Source organism: uncultured Brachyspira sp. (assembly GCF_944393015.1).
GTDB lineage: Bacteria > Spirochaetota > Brachyspiria > Brachyspirales > Brachyspiraceae > Brachyspira.
The window spans coordinates 1-15,801 of record NZ_CALXYQ010000063.1 but is presented as its reverse complement, the minus strand read 5'-3'; the positions used below and the strand labels follow the sequence as shown (position 1 = coordinate 15,801).

17 protein-coding genes are annotated in these 15,801 nt (G+C 27.2%); 13 read left to right on the top strand and 4 right to left on the bottom strand.

Annotated elements, in window-relative coordinates; all coding sequences use genetic code 11:
- Positions 1-84: 84 nt before the first annotated feature.
- The 3 genes from Q0K19_RS13840 to Q0K19_RS13830 form a co-directional block, all read right to left on the bottom strand.
- On the bottom strand, positions 85-276 hold the full coding sequence (locus Q0K19_RS13840) for a hypothetical protein (protein WP_047104507.1): 192 nt from the start codon (positions 274-276) through the stop codon (positions 85-87).
- A 462-nt stretch (positions 277-738) separates the two neighbouring features.
- Positions 739-975: a hypothetical protein gene (locus tag Q0K19_RS13835; RefSeq protein WP_297248958.1), complete on the bottom strand. Its 237-nt coding sequence runs from the start codon at positions 973-975 to the stop codon at positions 739-741.
- 20 nt (positions 976-995) lie between these two features.
- Complete coding sequence (locus Q0K19_RS13830; protein WP_297248956.1) at positions 996-1,472, bottom strand: PolC-type DNA polymerase III; 477 nt, start codon at positions 1,470-1,472, stop codon at positions 996-998.
- 180 nt (positions 1,473-1,652) lie between these two features.
- Between Q0K19_RS13830 and Q0K19_RS13825 the strand changes: the two genes are divergently transcribed.
- The 10 genes from Q0K19_RS13825 (at position 1,653) to Q0K19_RS13780 (ending at position 10,574) form a co-directional block, all read left to right on the top strand.
- Positions 1,653-2,801: a site-specific integrase gene (locus Q0K19_RS13825; RefSeq protein ID WP_297248954.1), complete on the top strand. Its 1,149-nt coding sequence runs from the start codon at positions 1,653-1,655 to the stop codon at positions 2,799-2,801.
- Between the two features lie 658 nt (positions 2,802-3,459).
- A complete protein-coding gene (locus tag Q0K19_RS13820; RefSeq protein ID WP_297248952.1) occupies positions 3,460-3,753 on the top strand; it encodes a hypothetical protein in 294 nt (97 codons plus the stop codon).
- Between the two features lie 383 nt (positions 3,754-4,136).
- On the top strand, positions 4,137-5,078 hold the full coding sequence (locus tag Q0K19_RS13815; RefSeq protein ID WP_297248950.1) for an ATP-binding protein: 942 nt from the start codon (positions 4,137-4,139) through the stop codon (positions 5,076-5,078).
- A gap of 233 nt (positions 5,079-5,311) precedes the next feature.
- Positions 5,312-5,611, top strand: a complete 300-nt coding sequence (locus Q0K19_RS13810; protein WP_297248948.1) for a hypothetical protein — start codon at positions 5,312-5,314, stop codon at positions 5,609-5,611.
- 444 nt (positions 5,612-6,055) lie between these two features.
- Positions 6,056-6,619, top strand: coding sequence for a hypothetical protein (locus tag Q0K19_RS13805; protein ID WP_297248945.1), 564 nt, complete (start codon positions 6,056-6,058; stop codon positions 6,617-6,619).
- Between the two features lie 187 nt (positions 6,620-6,806).
- Positions 6,807-7,133, top strand: a complete 327-nt coding sequence (locus tag Q0K19_RS13800; RefSeq protein ID WP_297248961.1) for a YbjQ family protein — start codon at positions 6,807-6,809, stop codon at positions 7,131-7,133.
- A 16-nt stretch (positions 7,134-7,149) separates the two neighbouring features.
- The gene (locus Q0K19_RS13795) at positions 7,150-7,476 is read left to right on the top strand and encodes a YbjQ family protein (RefSeq protein ID WP_297248943.1); all 327 of its coding nucleotides are present in this window, start codon (positions 7,150-7,152) and stop codon (positions 7,474-7,476) included.
- A 21-nt stretch (positions 7,477-7,497) separates the two neighbouring features.
- Positions 7,498-8,163, top strand: a complete 666-nt coding sequence (locus Q0K19_RS13790) for a TIGR00730 family Rossman fold protein (protein WP_297248942.1) — start codon at positions 7,498-7,500, stop codon at positions 8,161-8,163.
- The gene (locus tag Q0K19_RS13785; RefSeq protein WP_297248940.1) at positions 8,160-8,756 is read left to right on the top strand and encodes a hypothetical protein; all 597 of its coding nucleotides are present in this window, start codon (positions 8,160-8,162) and stop codon (positions 8,754-8,756) included. The genes Q0K19_RS13790 and Q0K19_RS13785 overlap by 4 nt, the downstream gene beginning before the upstream one ends.
- Before the next feature lie 432 nt (positions 8,757-9,188).
- On the top strand, positions 9,189-10,574 hold the full coding sequence (locus Q0K19_RS13780) for a sodium-dependent transporter (protein WP_297248938.1): 1,386 nt from the start codon (positions 9,189-9,191) through the stop codon (positions 10,572-10,574).
- Positions 10,575-11,376: 802 nt separating this feature from the next.
- On the opposite strand, the gene mgtE is transcribed toward Q0K19_RS13780, so the two are convergent.
- Complete coding sequence (gene mgtE, locus Q0K19_RS13775; protein ID WP_297248936.1) at positions 11,377-12,741, bottom strand: magnesium transporter; 1,365 nt, start codon at positions 12,739-12,741, stop codon at positions 11,377-11,379.
- Positions 12,742-12,879: 138 nt separating this feature from the next.
- Between mgtE and pfkA the strand changes: the two genes are divergently transcribed.
- Genes pfkA through Q0K19_RS13760 form a run of 3 tightly spaced genes read left to right on the top strand, consistent with a single transcriptional unit; the run spans position 12,880 to position 15,418 of the window.
- Positions 12,880-13,860, top strand: a complete 981-nt coding sequence (pfkA, locus tag Q0K19_RS13770; RefSeq protein WP_297248934.1) for a 6-phosphofructokinase — start codon at positions 12,880-12,882, stop codon at positions 13,858-13,860.
- 30 nt (positions 13,861-13,890) lie between these two features.
- Entirely contained in the window at positions 13,891-14,649 is a 759-nt protein-coding gene (locus Q0K19_RS13765) for a WecB/TagA/CpsF family glycosyltransferase (protein ID WP_297248932.1), read from the top strand.
- Between the two features lie 19 nt (positions 14,650-14,668).
- Positions 14,669-15,418 (top strand): class I SAM-dependent methyltransferase, encoded by a 750-nt coding sequence (locus Q0K19_RS13760; protein WP_297248930.1) that lies wholly within the window; start codon positions 14,669-14,671, stop codon positions 15,416-15,418.
- Positions 15,419-15,801 lie beyond the last annotated feature (383 nt).

Genomic DNA, 15,801 nt, shown 5'->3' with positions numbered 1-15,801 from the left:
TTAAATTATTATACACCTGTGTTATACTTCAAGAAATTAAGGAATACTTAATGCAATATGTCTGGCTCCTGTGCAAAATAACTATTATAATTTTTTATTTTCTATACTTTCTAAATATCTTTTATGAATAGCCTCTATATATTCGCCTAAAGACATATTGTACCTTCTTGCATAGTCTTTCATTTCATTAATACACTCTTCTGGGGCTGTAAAAGCCCAGTGTAATTTTTTTGGTGCTTTTTTTAACTCTTCTTTTTTTTCTAATTCATTAGTCATATACAACTCCTTGATATTATTTATTTTAATATTATAATTTTTAGTATCAGACATACCCTAATATGCCTGATACTTTTAAGGATTTTTTATCCTTTGAAGATTTCGTATAAGGCAATTACGGCGTTCGCAATAACTGTGATTGCCTTTAATATTTTATAAATCTTCATGATCCCTCCTTTTTTTATTTAGTAAAAATATTTTTTTATCAGATTAAAAAAATATTTTTTATTCTATACCATATATACAAAATATTAAGGTTTATGATTTCTTTTAAGAAAAAAACTTTATACTATAATCTTTATTAATCTTTTTTATTGATTATGACTGAATATAAAAAATAAGGGCGAAGCTTAAACTCCTGCCCTTGAGAATAAAAATATAATTTATGGTTTTTAGAAATTAATATAAATTAATTTTAAACTTTTTCATAAAAATAGGCAATCAATATGAATAGCAAAAGAATTATTCATTTTTGTTATTTTCAATCTTATTTTTTATTTTCGGATATTTTTTGTAGAACTTATTAAATGCTCCCCATTTTTCAAGTATATCTTTTTGTAAACATTCATATATAGCACTGCATAATTTACAATCTCCCATAGCTCTATGCAAATTATCTATACTAATGTTATAATATGATGCAACTGTTACTTGCTTATAATTTTCTAAATCTTTTAATACTCTTTTAGCTATATACATAACATCAATAAAATCATTATTTAATAAAAGTTCTCCATTACTAACTTCATATCAAATGGAACATTATAACCAACTAATATATCATCCCCTACAAAATCATAAAATTGTTTTATAGCTTCATCTACTCTAGGTGCATTTTTTACCATTTTATTAGTAATATTTGTGTATGAACTTATAAAGTTTGGAATATAATCTACTTTTACTAAAGTTGAAAAATAATCTATTTCTTTATTATCTCTATATTTAATGGCTCCTATTTCTATTATCTTATCTTCTCTAGGTTTTAATCCTGTAGTTTCAACATCTATTATGGTATAATTAGCAGGAAAGTCCCTTAATAATTTACCTGTTTTTCTAGGTTCATTATATTCAAAAGTAATTTCTATGTGATCATTGCTATTAACTTTTTCAACATTTGATTTTTTAGAGAAAGTAAAACTATATAAAAAACTAGCTATAACTATTATAAAAATAAATATCATAAATGCTATTAACATATAACCCTCACTTCTATTGTTTACTAAAAATTTAATAAAATAAAATGACTTTGTCAATAATTATATAAAAATATTTAATGAAAAATTATTTAAGACGATAATAATTACATCTAAGAAAACAACTCTATTCTTTTTCAAAAGTCAAGCAAATTTTTTAGAATAAAAATGGAGTTGTTTTTTATGCTTAATGCTGAAAAATATAATCTTTATGATTATTCCAAAGATGTCAATTTTATTATTCAATTTTCTGATTATCTTTCTATAGATAAAAGCCCATCAACTGTAAAAACTTATAAAAATAATATTATATATTTTTTTAAGTTCATAATTAAGCAAGATAATGATTATTCTATTTTCGCTGAAAAAGATTATCTATATATTTGTAGTACTGAAGTTCTATACAAAAATATAAATAAAGAATTATTAGAAAAATATATATCATACCAAACAGAACATCAATTATCATCTGATATTATTAACTGCAGAATAAATGTTATTAAAAGTTATTTAAAGTTTTTGCATAAGAAAAAAATAATAGAAGCTAAAGTATTAATAGATACTTTTGATGATATAAAAAGACCTAAGCCAATAATTAAAGAACAGTTAGTAGTAAAAGCAAATCAAACTTTAGATATTATAAAAAAAATAGAAAGAACTTCAAAATCCTGTTTCACAAATCAAAGAAATATTTTAATGATGCTTTTAATGTCAAACACAGGCATTCGCAGAAAAGAAACTGCAGGCATAGATATTAGAAATATTAATCTTGAAAACAAAACTATAACTATTTATAAAACCAAAGGAAGCAAGCCCCGCATAGTTGTTTTTTCTGATATGATTAAAGATATATTAATTGATTATATATCAGAGCGTGATGAGATATTAAGAAAAAATAAAATAAAAGAACAGAATAATCTTTTTATTAAAAACAATGGACATGATTTAGCAATAGAAACTATGACTATGATTATGAGAATAATATCAAAAAGAAATAAAGTAAAAATAACTTGCCATTCTTTTAGGCGAGGGTTTGCAACTGATATGGCAGAGAGCGGAACAGAAACTTATTTAATAAGCAAGATGATGGGACATTCAAACATTAATACAACAACAAGCAGATATATTTATGTGCTTATGAATATGATAAAAAATGCAATGAGTAATCACCCATTCAATAAAGCAAATACAGAAAAAATAAATAGATATAATGAAATCAAAAATACAAAAAATGATTTTCAGGAAAATATAACAAATACGCTTAATACAATAGTCATAAAAATGAATGAGCTTAATAACAGGATTGATAAACTGAGTACAAAAAATGTATAGCTAAGCTATGTATTAATACTATATAGTAATATGGTATTTATAAATAATATAGTTCTGAATAATCAAAACTTTTTGATTTAACTTTTTATAATTGATTTCTTGATTTTGTATGAGATGCACGAAATGAACATGCACACTTTGTACACTTTACTATAAAAAATTATGATTTTATTTACTGCGTTTTTTCTATTAGGAGCTATTTTAATTTTTAATTTATGCAGTTGTGATAACATCATCAAAAATTGAGTTTTGATTTTTAATTTGAATGGCTTTATTTGAAGCGTAGAGGCTTATTTTTATGGCTTTTTTAGGTTTTATATAGTTTTAGTATACCAGATTAAAAAACTTCAAAAACACGGCTTTTTTATAAATACCAGATAACTATGTTTTCTAATTTTTTTATTTTAAAATCTTTAATCAAAAAGAAAGTTTAAAAGTAGGTAGTAGTAGTTAACTGCAATAAATGTGCCAATTAATTTTACTACTACCACTACTACTGCTTTTAATCAAATTTATTTTATAAAAAATTAGTTTTAAAAATTTTTTGTATTTTGTTGACTTTAAAATTATTTTGTGTATATTAGTTAACGCAAGACAAATTATAAAATGCATCAAAAACAAAAGCCTGAGAAACTTTTGAAGCATTAAAGGAATCAATATGAAAGCGGATAGAGGTATAATAATATCTTCTAAGGAGCTGTATGCTCAGAAGAAAAATAACAGTTCTTTTAATTTAATAAGCTTGAAATGCGGTACAAGTGTGAAAAACTATCTCTCAAATAGTTTGATTCCTGCTTGTATTTTGTCTTGCAATAAAAATAAAGCCTTGTACCGCTTTCTTATAGATTTTAAAAAATTCGTTAAACTTAAAATTTGTCAATATTTTTATTCAACTTTTTCCCGCCGCAAAAAGTTGCTGCCACAGGCACGCTTCGCGAAAGTGCAAGTATAAAATTAGTATTAAATCATACTAAAATTGTATTATATAATATAAAATAATTTATTAAATTTAAGCTAAATATAGCAGACTGTGCCTGCTTCTCGCTGTAGGAAGGCTTCGCATGTGGCACGTCTACCGGAGGCACGCTTCGCTAGGTGGATGTCGTCCAAAAGAAGTAGGGTCTAGCACGACTGTCTGCTTCGCAGCAAAGGCCCAGATATAAAAACAAAAATATAAATTTGTTTTTGACAAAATATAATTGTTTAGGTATATATTAGAATAAAAAATAATTGTAATCATTTTGGTAACAATCTTTTTACACTTTTTCATTGATATAATTATAAAAATATTATAAAGTCTTAATAAAAATTTTTACTAATAAGGAGAATTTATAAATGAGTAAATTTTTAACTGCTATAATTTTATCAGCTTTTTTATTTGCTGTATCATGTTCAAATAATGCAGACAAAACAGCAACAACTGACAATACAGCAAAAGCAGAACCAACTAAAAAAGAAGCAGTAGCTATTAATGTTGAAGGATTGGCTGCACCTGAAAGCGTTAAATTCAGAAATGGAAAATTATATATAGCTAACTTGGGAGATCCTAATGCCCCAGCAGACGGATTTATAATTGTAGCTAATGAAGACGGTTCTAATCCTCAGAAACTTTTTGAAGGACAATTAGACAGCCCTAAGGGTTTTTCTTTCTTAACTGATGATATTATTATTATTCCTGATCAAGTAAATGACAGTTCTATGACAGGTAATTTAGTATTGGCTAATATTAAAGAAAATAAAATAATAACAAAACTTCCTATAGAAGGTTCTAAATTCTTAAATGATACTGTAGTAATAGATCCTGCAACTGTAGCATTAACTGATACAGGAGCTTCAACAGTTCATTTTATTAAAGTAGATAACAATTCAGCTTTATCTATAACTTCATCTGTAACAGGAGTAGTTGGAGCTAATGGTATATTCTTAGATAATGGAGTTTTATATATAGCTGGAAGTACATTCGGAGGCGACGCTAATGGAGGAGATATTTATACTTTAAAAACAGACGGTACTGGTTTAACTAAATGGACAGCTTCAAGATTGGGTGCTGGTGCTTTAGATGGTATTACTATAGCTAATGGTAAATTATATGTTTCTGATTGGGGTGAAAATGGTGCTAATAATAATGCATGCATATATGTATTTGATTTAAATACTAAAGAACAATTAGAAAAAATCGAAGGTTCTTTAAGCGGCGTTGCTGATATAGATTTAGTTAATAATGTTATTTATATCCCTGAACTTTCAACTAGCTTAATAAAAAAAGTACAATTATAAAATTAATTACTTCTTCTGTGCATCCCCTATAGAAAATTATTAAAATATAGGGGATGTTTTTTGTAAAATTCATAAACAATTACATAGTTACTGTATATTTTTTATAACATTTATTATACATAATATTTACAAAACAACATAAAAATATACCATACACTATCATTATTTTTTTACTAAGTTTAATATTTTTTGTTATCTTTTAAATATGAATTTTATAATAAGGAGATGTTACTATGAAAAAAATTATAATTTTCTTATTTTTATTCATTCTTTTATTTTCATTATTCTGCTATGCTCAAAGAGAAAACAACAATACAGAAACCTATAAAAACGAAAAATTATATAAATACCCTAATGACATAGATTATCAACCAAAATTACTTGGTTTTTTCTTTCCTTCCGAAACATCCTCCAATTTAAATAATATATTTACTATGAATAGATATAAAGGAATGTCATATACTTTACATAAATCTTTACCAAATGATCCTGAAGCTGTTAAGTTATGGAAAGAATGGGGGATTATGAAATAGCAAATATAATTTATTTTATAATTTTTCAAAATATTTAACACTATTTAAATATTTAGGTTTTATTAGTAAATAACAAAAAATATTTTTCATTTAGGAGGTAACTGCTATGAAAAAATTATTTTTTTTATTCCTATTTCTATTCTAATTAACATCAATTTTTTGTAAATTAGAAATGGTTGTCAGGATTGCAATGTAAAAATTGCAATCCTCTTTTTTTAAAATAAACTAAATTTTATACAATTATTAGTTTATCATCACAAAAAACAACAAAAATTTATATAATAATTTATTATTTTTTTGACAAATATATTATATTTTTGTTTATTACAGATAGGGAGATTTGTATCAAAATATTTTAAATAAACAAAATATTTTGATATTGATTTTTTTATTTAATATTTATAAAATATAATTAAAACTTTTATCATAATAGGAGGAACCACAATGAAAAAGTTTATAATTTTCTTATTTTTATTTGTTTTATTATTCTCATTATTCTGTTATGCTCAAAGCGATACTGCTAAAATTGATGCTGCTCAAAATGAATTGATAGGTGGTTGGGATTTTTTTGCTAGGTGGTTTGATAAAAATAAATATAATTTAAAAGATAAACTTAAAAATACTGGTAACTTTAATACAGCTAATGAATATTTATTTTCTTTTTTAGAAAATAATAGTCAATTGTTTAAATCTGAAAAAGAGGCAGATATATTATTTAATAATATGGATAAAAACCCTCAATTGTTCACAGTTCTTGGCAATAACCCTGAACTATTTGATATTATTAATCAAAATCCAGAATTATTTATTAATATCTTATTAGATGATCAAAAATTAGAACTATTCATCAATGCACCTTCACAAAGTGAATTCTTGTTCAATTCAGGTTATAATAAAGAATCTTTGTTTAATTCTACTTCTAATAGTAAATTCATAAATACTGATGTTTCTCAAAAAGAAGAAAATTACACTGTTCAATTATGGAAAGAATGGGGCATAATGAAATAAAAATATTAATTAATGAATAATAAAATAAAACATAGAAAGGGTTATTGTCACTGACAGTAGCCCTTTTTTATGCCTTTAATGATCAAAACTTTTAATCATAATCATTATTATAAAAAATCATTAAGTATATTTATACTTTTCCGAGAAATTAACATAATATTTTATAATACATATAGGAGATTCACAAATAAGTGCTGATATCAAAATGTTTACTGTTAATTACTTACCAAGCAATTATAATTATGAAATGTTAGGTTTAGTTAAAGGAAATGTATCATTAGCTAAGCATGTTGGAAAAGATTTGCTTGCAGGTCTTAAAAATATTGTAGGCGGTGAAGTTGAAAGCTACACTGAAATGCTTAATGAAGCTAGAGAAATAGCTACAAAAAGAATCTTGGAAGAAGCTCAGAAATTAAATGCTAATGCTGTAATAGGAATTAATTTTTCTTCATCTTCTGTACTTCCTGGAACTGTAGAAGTTGTTGCTTATGGTACTGCTATTGTATTGAAATAATTTATGAGGAGTAAAAATGGATAACGATATAAAATTATTTACAGCTGATTATTTGCCTAGCGGATATAATTATGAATTATTAGGTTTAGTTAAAGGAAATATAGCTCAGGCTAAACATATAGGAAAGGATTTGCTTGCAGGTCTTAAAAATATTGTAGGCGGTGAAGTTGAAGGCTACACTGAAATGATTAATGAAGCTAGAGAAACAGCAACTAAAAGAATGATAGAAGAAGCTAAAAAATTAGGAGCCAATGCTATAATAGGCATACATTATTCTTCTTCATCTGTAATGGAAGGTACTACAGAAGTTATTGCTTATGGTACTGCTGTAATAATAAAATAATAAAAATAAGGAGGTTTATGAGTGAGAAGAGAAACTTATGAATTGCAGAATTCTGATATGCCTAATGAATCTTGGCGTATATTTAGAATAATGGGGGAATTTGTAGAAGGATTTGAAACTATGTCCTACTACAAAAATGCCGTTTCTATGTTTGGAAGTGCAAGAACTTCAGAAGATCATCCCCACTATAAATTAGCTTATGAAACTGCTAAATTATTAGGTGAAAATAAATATGACATAATTACAGGAGGCGGTCCTGGTATAATGGAAGCAGGAAACAGAGGAGCTTTCGATGCTAATGCAGGTTCTATAGGTTTATGTATAGAACTTCCTTTTGAACAGAAAACTAATCCTTATGTTAAAGAAGAATTGAAATTTAGATACTTCTTTGCTAGAAAAGTGATGTTCTTAAAATATGCAAAAGCTGTAATAATATTTCCTGGCGGATTTGGTACTATGGATGAGATGTTTGAAACTCTCACTTTAATACAAACAAAAGTTCTTGACAGAATGCCTCTCATAGTTATGAATTCTAGTTATTACACTGACTTAATAGAATGGATAAAAAAAGATATGATTAAAGAAAATTATATCGATGTTGAGGACTTAAACTTAATAAAATATGCTGAAACTCCTCAAGCTGCTTTAGATATAATTAATTCTTTTCATAGTAATAAACAAAAATGAAATATATAAGATATATAATAGTAATTTTATTAATCAATATAAATATAGTATTGGCTCAATTACCAGAGCTTTTTGACCTAAATGGTTATAAAGATTTAAAATTTGGAATGAGCATTGAAGAAGCTGATAATAAAATTACTAATTATAATCTAAATGTATATGCTGATTTTTTTGAATCATTTGAATTAAAAAATAATACTGTTCTTAATATATATAAAAATGATACTCAAAAATTAGCATATTATTTATATTTCTACAATAATGAACTTTATAGAATAGAGATATGCAATCATATAGGTGATATATATAATAATCCTTCATTCTACAATCCTGTAACTATGGCCGATATAAACAATATAAAAGAAGAGCTTACTTTTCAATATGGTCAAATAACAAAAACAGATGTAAAGCATTATTCATTTTATAAAAAGCCTTTTGAAGAGTATATAATTTGGTGGTCATCAGAGATTGCAAGCGTATCATTATATATAAAGCCTGATTTGGATACTTTAGAGAATGTTATGAAGCATTATTCATACAGAATTTCTTTTTATGATGAGATTAAAATAAAAGAAATATATTCATCAAAATAAGAAATAAAACTTTTTTCTAACTCCCCACCCTTTTTCTTTATTGCTTTAATATAAAATTTTAATTTCATCTTTCTTATAGCCTATCAAGAAAATATAGAAGCCCACCCTAGTTTTTTATAAAAATAAAAATCCGCTCAACGCACGCTAAACGAAATAAAAAATAAAAATAAAATTATAATACAAATTTAATCATATTTGTAGTGAAGCTCACCGTGCGTTAAATATATTTTTAAATCTAATTAACACTTGGGCGGGTGCTGAAATTTCTAATAAAAAACAGCAAATATAATTTGAATTATAAATTGCAAATTAGACTGTAAAATATAAAGGGCGGGGTATGTGAATAAAATTTTATGATTATAAGTTTTAATAATTTATAATATATAGTATAATCTAAACAAAAATTGCCATAATCATTTGGAGTGTATACCGATGAAAAAAAGAGAAAAACTAGGAAGCAGATTCGGATTTATACTAGTATCTGCCGGCTGTGCAGTTGGTATGGGTAATGTTTGGAGATTTCCATATATAACAGGACAATACGGAGGCGGTGCTTTTGTAATATTATATATAATATCAATAATTATATTGGGTGTAGCTCCTATGGTAATGGAATTCGCTGTGGGAAGAGCAGGCGGACATGATATAGCAACATCTTTTGAAAAACTTGAAAAGAAAGGACATAATTGGCATAAAATAGGATATGTTCAAATACTTGGTAATGTTCTTCTTATGCTGTTTTATACAACTATATGCGGATGGTGTTTATCATACTTTTACTTTATGCTTTCAGGACGATTTGAAGGACTTAATGCAAATGAAGTTGGTAATTTTTTTAATGGAGTTTTGGGAAGTGCTTCTACATTAACATTATGGATGGGAATAAGTTTATTGATAGGTATAATAATATGTTCTTTTGGACTAGAGAAAGGCGTAGAGAGAGCAAGTAAATTCATGATGATATCATTGTTTGCACTTTTAATGCTTCTTATAATCAGGGCATTAACTTTAAAAGGTGCTATAGAAGGATTGAAATTTTATTTAGTACCGGATTTAAATAAATTATTTGGAAACGGACTTACAGGATTCATAGGAATATTCTATGCTGCTATCGGACAGGCATTTTTCTCTTTGAGTGTAGGTCAGGGAGGAATGGCAATATTTGGAAGCTATATAGATAAAAAACAATCTCTTACAGGAGAAGCATTAATAATTATAGCATTGGATACTATGGTAGCTTTGTTTGCAGGACTTGTAGTATTCCCTGCATGTTTTGCTTTCGGTGTAAATCCTGGTGAAGGTGCCGGACTTGCTTTTGTTACTTTACCTAATATATTTAATTCTATGCCTCTTGGAAGACTATGGGGAGCATTATTCTTCTTATTCCTAGCAATGGCAGCCCTTACTACTATAATAGGCGTATTAGAAAATATATATTCATTCATTATGGATAAATTTAAAATTACAAGACAAAAAACTTCTATTATATTATTTGTAATGTTATTCATACTTAGCCTTCCGACAACTTTAGGATTTAATATACTATCTAATATAAATCCGCTCGGAGAAGGTACTGTTATAATGGATTTACTAGATTTTATAGTATCAAATAATATACTTCCTTTAGGTGCTTTGGTAACTCTATTCTTCTGTACAAGAGATTTCGGATGGGGATTCGATAACTTTTTAAAAGAAGCTAATACAGGAGAAGGCATCAAGTTCCCTCGTCAATTAAGATTCTATATTAGTTATATACTTCCTTTTATAGTATTAGCAATATTTTTATATGAATATATTAATAGATTTTTCTTGAAATGATTTTTTATATTAATATGCATATAGTTTATTAATTGATAATGAAAAAATATTAATAACTATATGCATTTTTAATATATACCTAAACAATTATATTTTGTCAAAATAAATTTTTTTAATTTAAAATATTTGCAGGTCTTTTGCCCTGCGAAGCACACAGACATGCCGCAAAGCATACCCGGACAAAGTCCACCTACGGTGAGGTTAATCCACAAGTTCTTTTGTTGGCACAAAAAAACTATATCCTCGACAGGCTCGGATACGCTTCGCGAAAACCTGCATTTATTGTCTAAATTTAGGTTATGTCATATATTTAATAAGTATATATTTAATATAAAGTTCTAGTAATTGCGTTTTTCGCATAGCGTATCCGAAGGATAAAAACTTTGGCGAAGCCGCGGCAAAAAAGTTGATAATTCTATATAAAGTGTATCAGTTGACAAACTTAAAAATTTTCAGTATATACTGAAAATTTTAGAGTTTGTCATTTTTTTATTCAACTTTTTCCCGCCGCAAAAAGTTGCAAAAAGTGCAAGTATAAAATTAGTACTAAATAATACTAAAATTGTTTTATATGTAAGATAGATTATTAATTTAAGCTAAAATATAGCCCTTCGCGAAGCGTATCCGAGTTTATCGAGGATATAAGCTTCTTTGGGGCACCACCGAGTAGGTGCCTAATCGGCAAAAGAAGTGGGGGTTCGGGGGCTAGTCCCCGAAAATAATAAAAATATAAAAAATAAAATTGACAAAATATAGTTGTTTAGATATATTAGAAATAGCTGTAATATTTGAAACATTAAAACTATTTAGAAAAATTAGTGAGTATAGTAGTGGCAAGCAATAAATATATAGCAGTACCGCTGATATCACATATAGAAGTAACAAGAGGCACACTGCTTGTCGTAGGGTCTTTTTTAAACTTAACAAATAAAAACGGCAGACATAAACCTATCAAACTACCTATAACAACAACCAATATCATAGAAAGCGATACAACCAATGCTATGATTAAGCCTCCCCTAAAAATGGCAATCAAAGATACAGCAATACTCATGGTAAGCCCTAAAGTAGTAGAAACCAATATCTCTTTTCCAAGCATAAAAAGCCAGTCGCTTTTTTTAACATCTCCCACAGATAAACTTCTTATTATGAGAGTTGATGACTGAGCACCAGCATTTCCTGCACTATCTATAAGTAATGGTAAGAAAAATATCAAAGAAACATATTTACTTATAGTCTCTTCAAACATTCCTATAACATATCCTGATATAATATTAACAAATACCAAAACAAAAAGCCAAAATATTCTTCTTTTATAAAGTACAATAGGATTAGCTTGTTTTATGTTGCTGTCGAAATCATCATCAATACTAATAGCACCTAATTTATGAAAGTCTTCTGTATCCTCTTCTTCAGCTATATCAAATATATCATCTATTGTAACAATACCTATCAAAGCATTTTTGGAATCAACTACAGGTATATAAAGCAAATCATATTTCCTTCCTACCCTAACCGCTTCTTCCTGATCCGAATATACTGACAAACATATTATATCTGTATGCATAAGGTCTTCTATTTTATCATCTTGACTTGCAAATAATAAATCTTTTAATAATATATAACCAATTAAAGTATCATCTTTTTGAACGACATATATAACTTCAAATGTTTCCGAATCTTTACCGTATTTTCTAATATATTCTAAAGTTTGCTTAACAGTATAATCAGGAAGCACATCAACATATTCAGGAGTCATTATACGTCCTATACTGTCTTCAGGATATCCTAATAACTGCCTTGTAATATTTAAATCTTTCTCGCCCATCAAAGAAAAAATCTTCTTTGTGATATCGGAAGGAAGTTCTTCAAAAAGCGATGTTCTATCATCAGGACTCATTTCATGAATAAGTTCTTTTAATTCATTCTCATTCATAGAGATTATGATTTTTTCCTGCTCTTCAGGCTCTAATTCTGAAAATACATAAGCAGACATTTCTCTTGATAAAAGTCTGAATACTATGCTTCTATTTTTATCGCTGTCTAATATTCGTATAACATCTACTATTTCAGCCGCATGCATGCTGGCAAGTAAATATTTGAGTTTATCCCATCTTTGATTTTCTATTATATTAATAATTTCAGTATATTCTTTATTTTCTACCATACTTCTGTCATATTTTTTTTATATTTATGTATATCAATTCTTTTATTATTATTATATAATATAGACATTATATATTAATAATAAAAAAAAACCAATAATGTAATTTTAATATTATAAATATAAAGGAGTTATTTTAATATGGCTGATATAAAAAAAATCGGTGTATTAACAAGCGGAGGCGATGCTTCTGGAATGAATCCTGCTATAAGAAGTGTTGTCAGAACTGCAATAGCCAACGGTTTAGAAGTAATGGGTATAAAAGAAGGATATCAAGGTCTTATGTACAATGATGTATACCAGATGAATGCAGGAAGTGTAGGAGGCATCATCAATCATGGAGGTACTATACTCTTTTCAGCAAGATCTCCTGAATTTCAAACAGAAGAAGGCATGAAAAAAGCTGCTGATAATATGAAATACCATGGAATAGACGCTTTAATCGTTATAGGAGGAGACGGAACTTATAGAGGAGCTTTAGACTTCTATAATCACCACCCTGAATATCCTATAGTTGCAATACCTGGTACTATAGATAATGATATATTTGGTACTGATTATACTATAGGTTATGATACTGCTGTTAATGTAGCAATGGATGCTATAGATAAATTAAGAGATACAGCTACAAGCCATGGAAGATGTTTCGTTGTAGAAGTTATGGGAAGACATGCTGGTTATATTGCTTTAGAAGTTGGTATAGCTTCAGGAGCTGAGGATATATTGATCCCTGAAACTACAACTGATCTAGACAAAATAGTAGAAGAATTACAAATAGCTAAAAAAAGAGGTAAAAAATCTTCTATTATAGTAGTAGCTGAAGGCGATGAGTCCGGCGGTGCTATGGAAGTAGCTAAACAAATAGAAGGTAAAACAGGATTCGATACTCGTGTTACTATATTAGGACACATGCAAAGAGGCGGATCTCCTACTTCAAGAGAACGTTTAATGGCTGCTAGATTCGGTTATATTGCTGTTAAAGCTTTATTAGAAGGAAAGAAAAATGTTGCTGTAGGAATTTGGAAAGGAGAATATACTTACACTCCTTTAACTGATGCTGTAAAAAAAGTACCTAAAGTAGATCCTATAGACTTGGCATTATGCAGAACACTTGCTATATAATTAATTAAAAAATAAAGGCTATAATTTATTATGATAGAAAACAAATCCATTTTAGGAATAAGAATAGATAATTTCAAAGTTAGTCTTGAAGAAATACTAGACTACCTTAAATATGGAAAAAACATACTCATAATATCTCTGGATGTGCATAAATTACTAAAAATAAGATATAATAAAAAATTAAAAGAAATAATAAAAAATTCATCTTTGGTAATTGCGGCACATCCATCTATAGCCAAAGCTTATAAATTTATTCATAAAGAAGAATTAAATTATATTAATGAATTTCTTTTATTTTCAAGAGTATTTGATTATATAGAACAAAAAAAGATGTCTATGTTTTTGTTTGGAGATGAAGAAAAATATTTCTTTACTATATCCGAAAAAATTAAAAAGATTTATCCAGGTATTTATATGCTTGGTAATTATCAAAACACCAAAGATAAAGAGGAATTAGATAAAGCATTTATAGGATTCAAAAAAATAGAACCTGATGTATTTTTAATGCATATGGAATTCAAAAAATCTTTATACTGGTTCAATAATAATAAACAAAATCTAGACATGAAATTCTTTATTCCATTCAAAAAACCATTGGATAGCTTTGCAGGAAAAATAAAAGCTCCTAGCATGGAAATATTAAATAAAAATAAATATGAATCATTTTACACTAAAAAGAATATATTTAGAATATTTTTATATATTGATTATCTAAGATTCTGGATATTAGTTTTATTTGAAAAACTTACAACTAAAAAAGATAAACAAAGTTTCCCTTCAAATAGTTAATAAAAAATAAGGATAATATATGGATTATACTGATATCAATTCTAAAACCATAGACAAATGGATAGATGAAGAAAATTGGGAATGGGGAAAACCTATAACTCATGAAACTTTTTTAGAAGCAAAAAATGGTAAATGGAATATGCTTCTCACACCTACAAAATATGTTCCAAAAGAATGGTTTCCTGATTTGAAAGATAAAAAAGTTTTAGGGCTTGCTTCGGGAGGAGGACAGCAGATGCCTATTTTTGCTGCCTTAGGTTCAATATGTACTTTGATGGATTATTCTCAAAAACAAATAGATAGTGATTTAATGGTATCAAAAAGAGAAAACTACAATATAAATCTAGTGAAAGCAGATATGACAAAAACATTTCCATTTGATGATGAAAGTTTTGATATAATTTTCCACCCTGTATCTAATTGCTATATAGAAGATGTTATGCATGTATGGAAAGAATCTTTCAGAGTTTTAAAAAAAGAAGGCGTTCTAATGGCTGGTTTAGATAATGGTATTAATTATTTATTTGATGAAAATGGAAAAGAAATAAAATACAAACTTCCTTTTAATCCTCTAAAAGATGAGAGCTTATTAAATAAATTAATTCAAAATAATGACGGAGTACAATTTTCACATACAATAGAAGAACAAGTAAGAGGACAATTAAAAGCAGGATTCAAACTAATAGATATATACGAAGATACAAACGGATACGGCATACTTCATGAATATAATATACCTACATTTTGGGCTACCCTATCAAAAAAATAATTTTTTATCCTTCTATGATAAACTTATTATTTATAAGAAAAAAATCTTTTTTTAAATCTATGTAAATTAAAACTTATATATACCTAAACAAATATATTTTGTCAATTTTAGTTTTTTCAATTTTATTGTTTGTGGTGGCTTTGCCCCCACACCCCCAGTTCTTTTGGTGACCCAAAGAACCAAAAAGACTGCATTTTTAGTATATACCTAAACAACTATACTTTGTCAAAATAATTTTTTTAATTTAAAATATTTGCAGGGCTTTGCCCCGCACCCCACTTCTTTTGCGACTGTAGGAAGTGCCTGTGGTGTGCCACAAAGAAGCAAAAAGGCTATATTTTAGCTTAAGTTAATAGTTTATATTACATGTAAAACAATTTTAG

Excerpts from the sequence above, each read along its gene's own strand:
- Q0K19_RS13840 (WP_047104507.1), bottom strand. The coding sequence starts at position 276 with ATGACTAATGAATTAGAAAAAAAAGAAGAGTTAAAAAAAGCACCAAAA.
- Q0K19_RS13835 (WP_297248958.1), bottom strand. The coding sequence starts at position 975 with ATGTATATAGCTAAAAGAGTATTAAAAGATTTAGAAAATTATAAGCAA.
- Q0K19_RS13830 (WP_297248956.1), bottom strand. The coding sequence starts at position 1,472 with ATGTTAATAGCATTTATGATATTTATTTTTATAATAGTTATAGCTAGT.
- Q0K19_RS13825 (WP_297248954.1), top strand. The coding sequence starts at position 1,653 with ATGCTTAATGCTGAAAAATATAATCTTTATGATTATTCCAAAGATGTC.
- Q0K19_RS13820 (WP_297248952.1), top strand. The coding sequence starts at position 3,460 with ATGAAAGCGGATAGAGGTATAATAATATCTTCTAAGGAGCTGTATGCT.
- Q0K19_RS13815 (WP_297248950.1), top strand. The coding sequence starts at position 4,137 with ATGAGTAAATTTTTAACTGCTATAATTTTATCAGCTTTTTTATTTGCT.
- Q0K19_RS13810 (WP_297248948.1), top strand. The coding sequence starts at position 5,312 with ATGAAAAAAATTATAATTTTCTTATTTTTATTCATTCTTTTATTTTCA.
- Q0K19_RS13805 (WP_297248945.1), top strand. The coding sequence starts at position 6,056 with ATGAAAAAGTTTATAATTTTCTTATTTTTATTTGTTTTATTATTCTCA.
- Q0K19_RS13795 (WP_297248943.1), top strand. The coding sequence starts at position 7,150 with ATGGATAACGATATAAAATTATTTACAGCTGATTATTTGCCTAGCGGA.
- Q0K19_RS13785 (WP_297248940.1), top strand. The coding sequence starts at position 8,160 with ATGAAATATATAAGATATATAATAGTAATTTTATTAATCAATATAAAT.
- Q0K19_RS13780 (WP_297248938.1), top strand. The coding sequence starts at position 9,189 with ATGAAAAAAAGAGAAAAACTAGGAAGCAGATTCGGATTTATACTAGTA.
- mgtE (WP_297248936.1), bottom strand. The coding sequence starts at position 12,741 with ATGGTAGAAAATAAAGAATATACTGAAATTATTAATATAATAGAAAAT.
- pfkA (WP_297248934.1), top strand. The coding sequence starts at position 12,880 with ATGGCTGATATAAAAAAAATCGGTGTATTAACAAGCGGAGGCGATGCT.
- Q0K19_RS13765 (WP_297248932.1), top strand. The coding sequence starts at position 13,891 with ATGATAGAAAACAAATCCATTTTAGGAATAAGAATAGATAATTTCAAA.
- Q0K19_RS13760 (WP_297248930.1), top strand. The coding sequence starts at position 14,669 with ATGGATTATACTGATATCAATTCTAAAACCATAGACAAATGGATAGAT.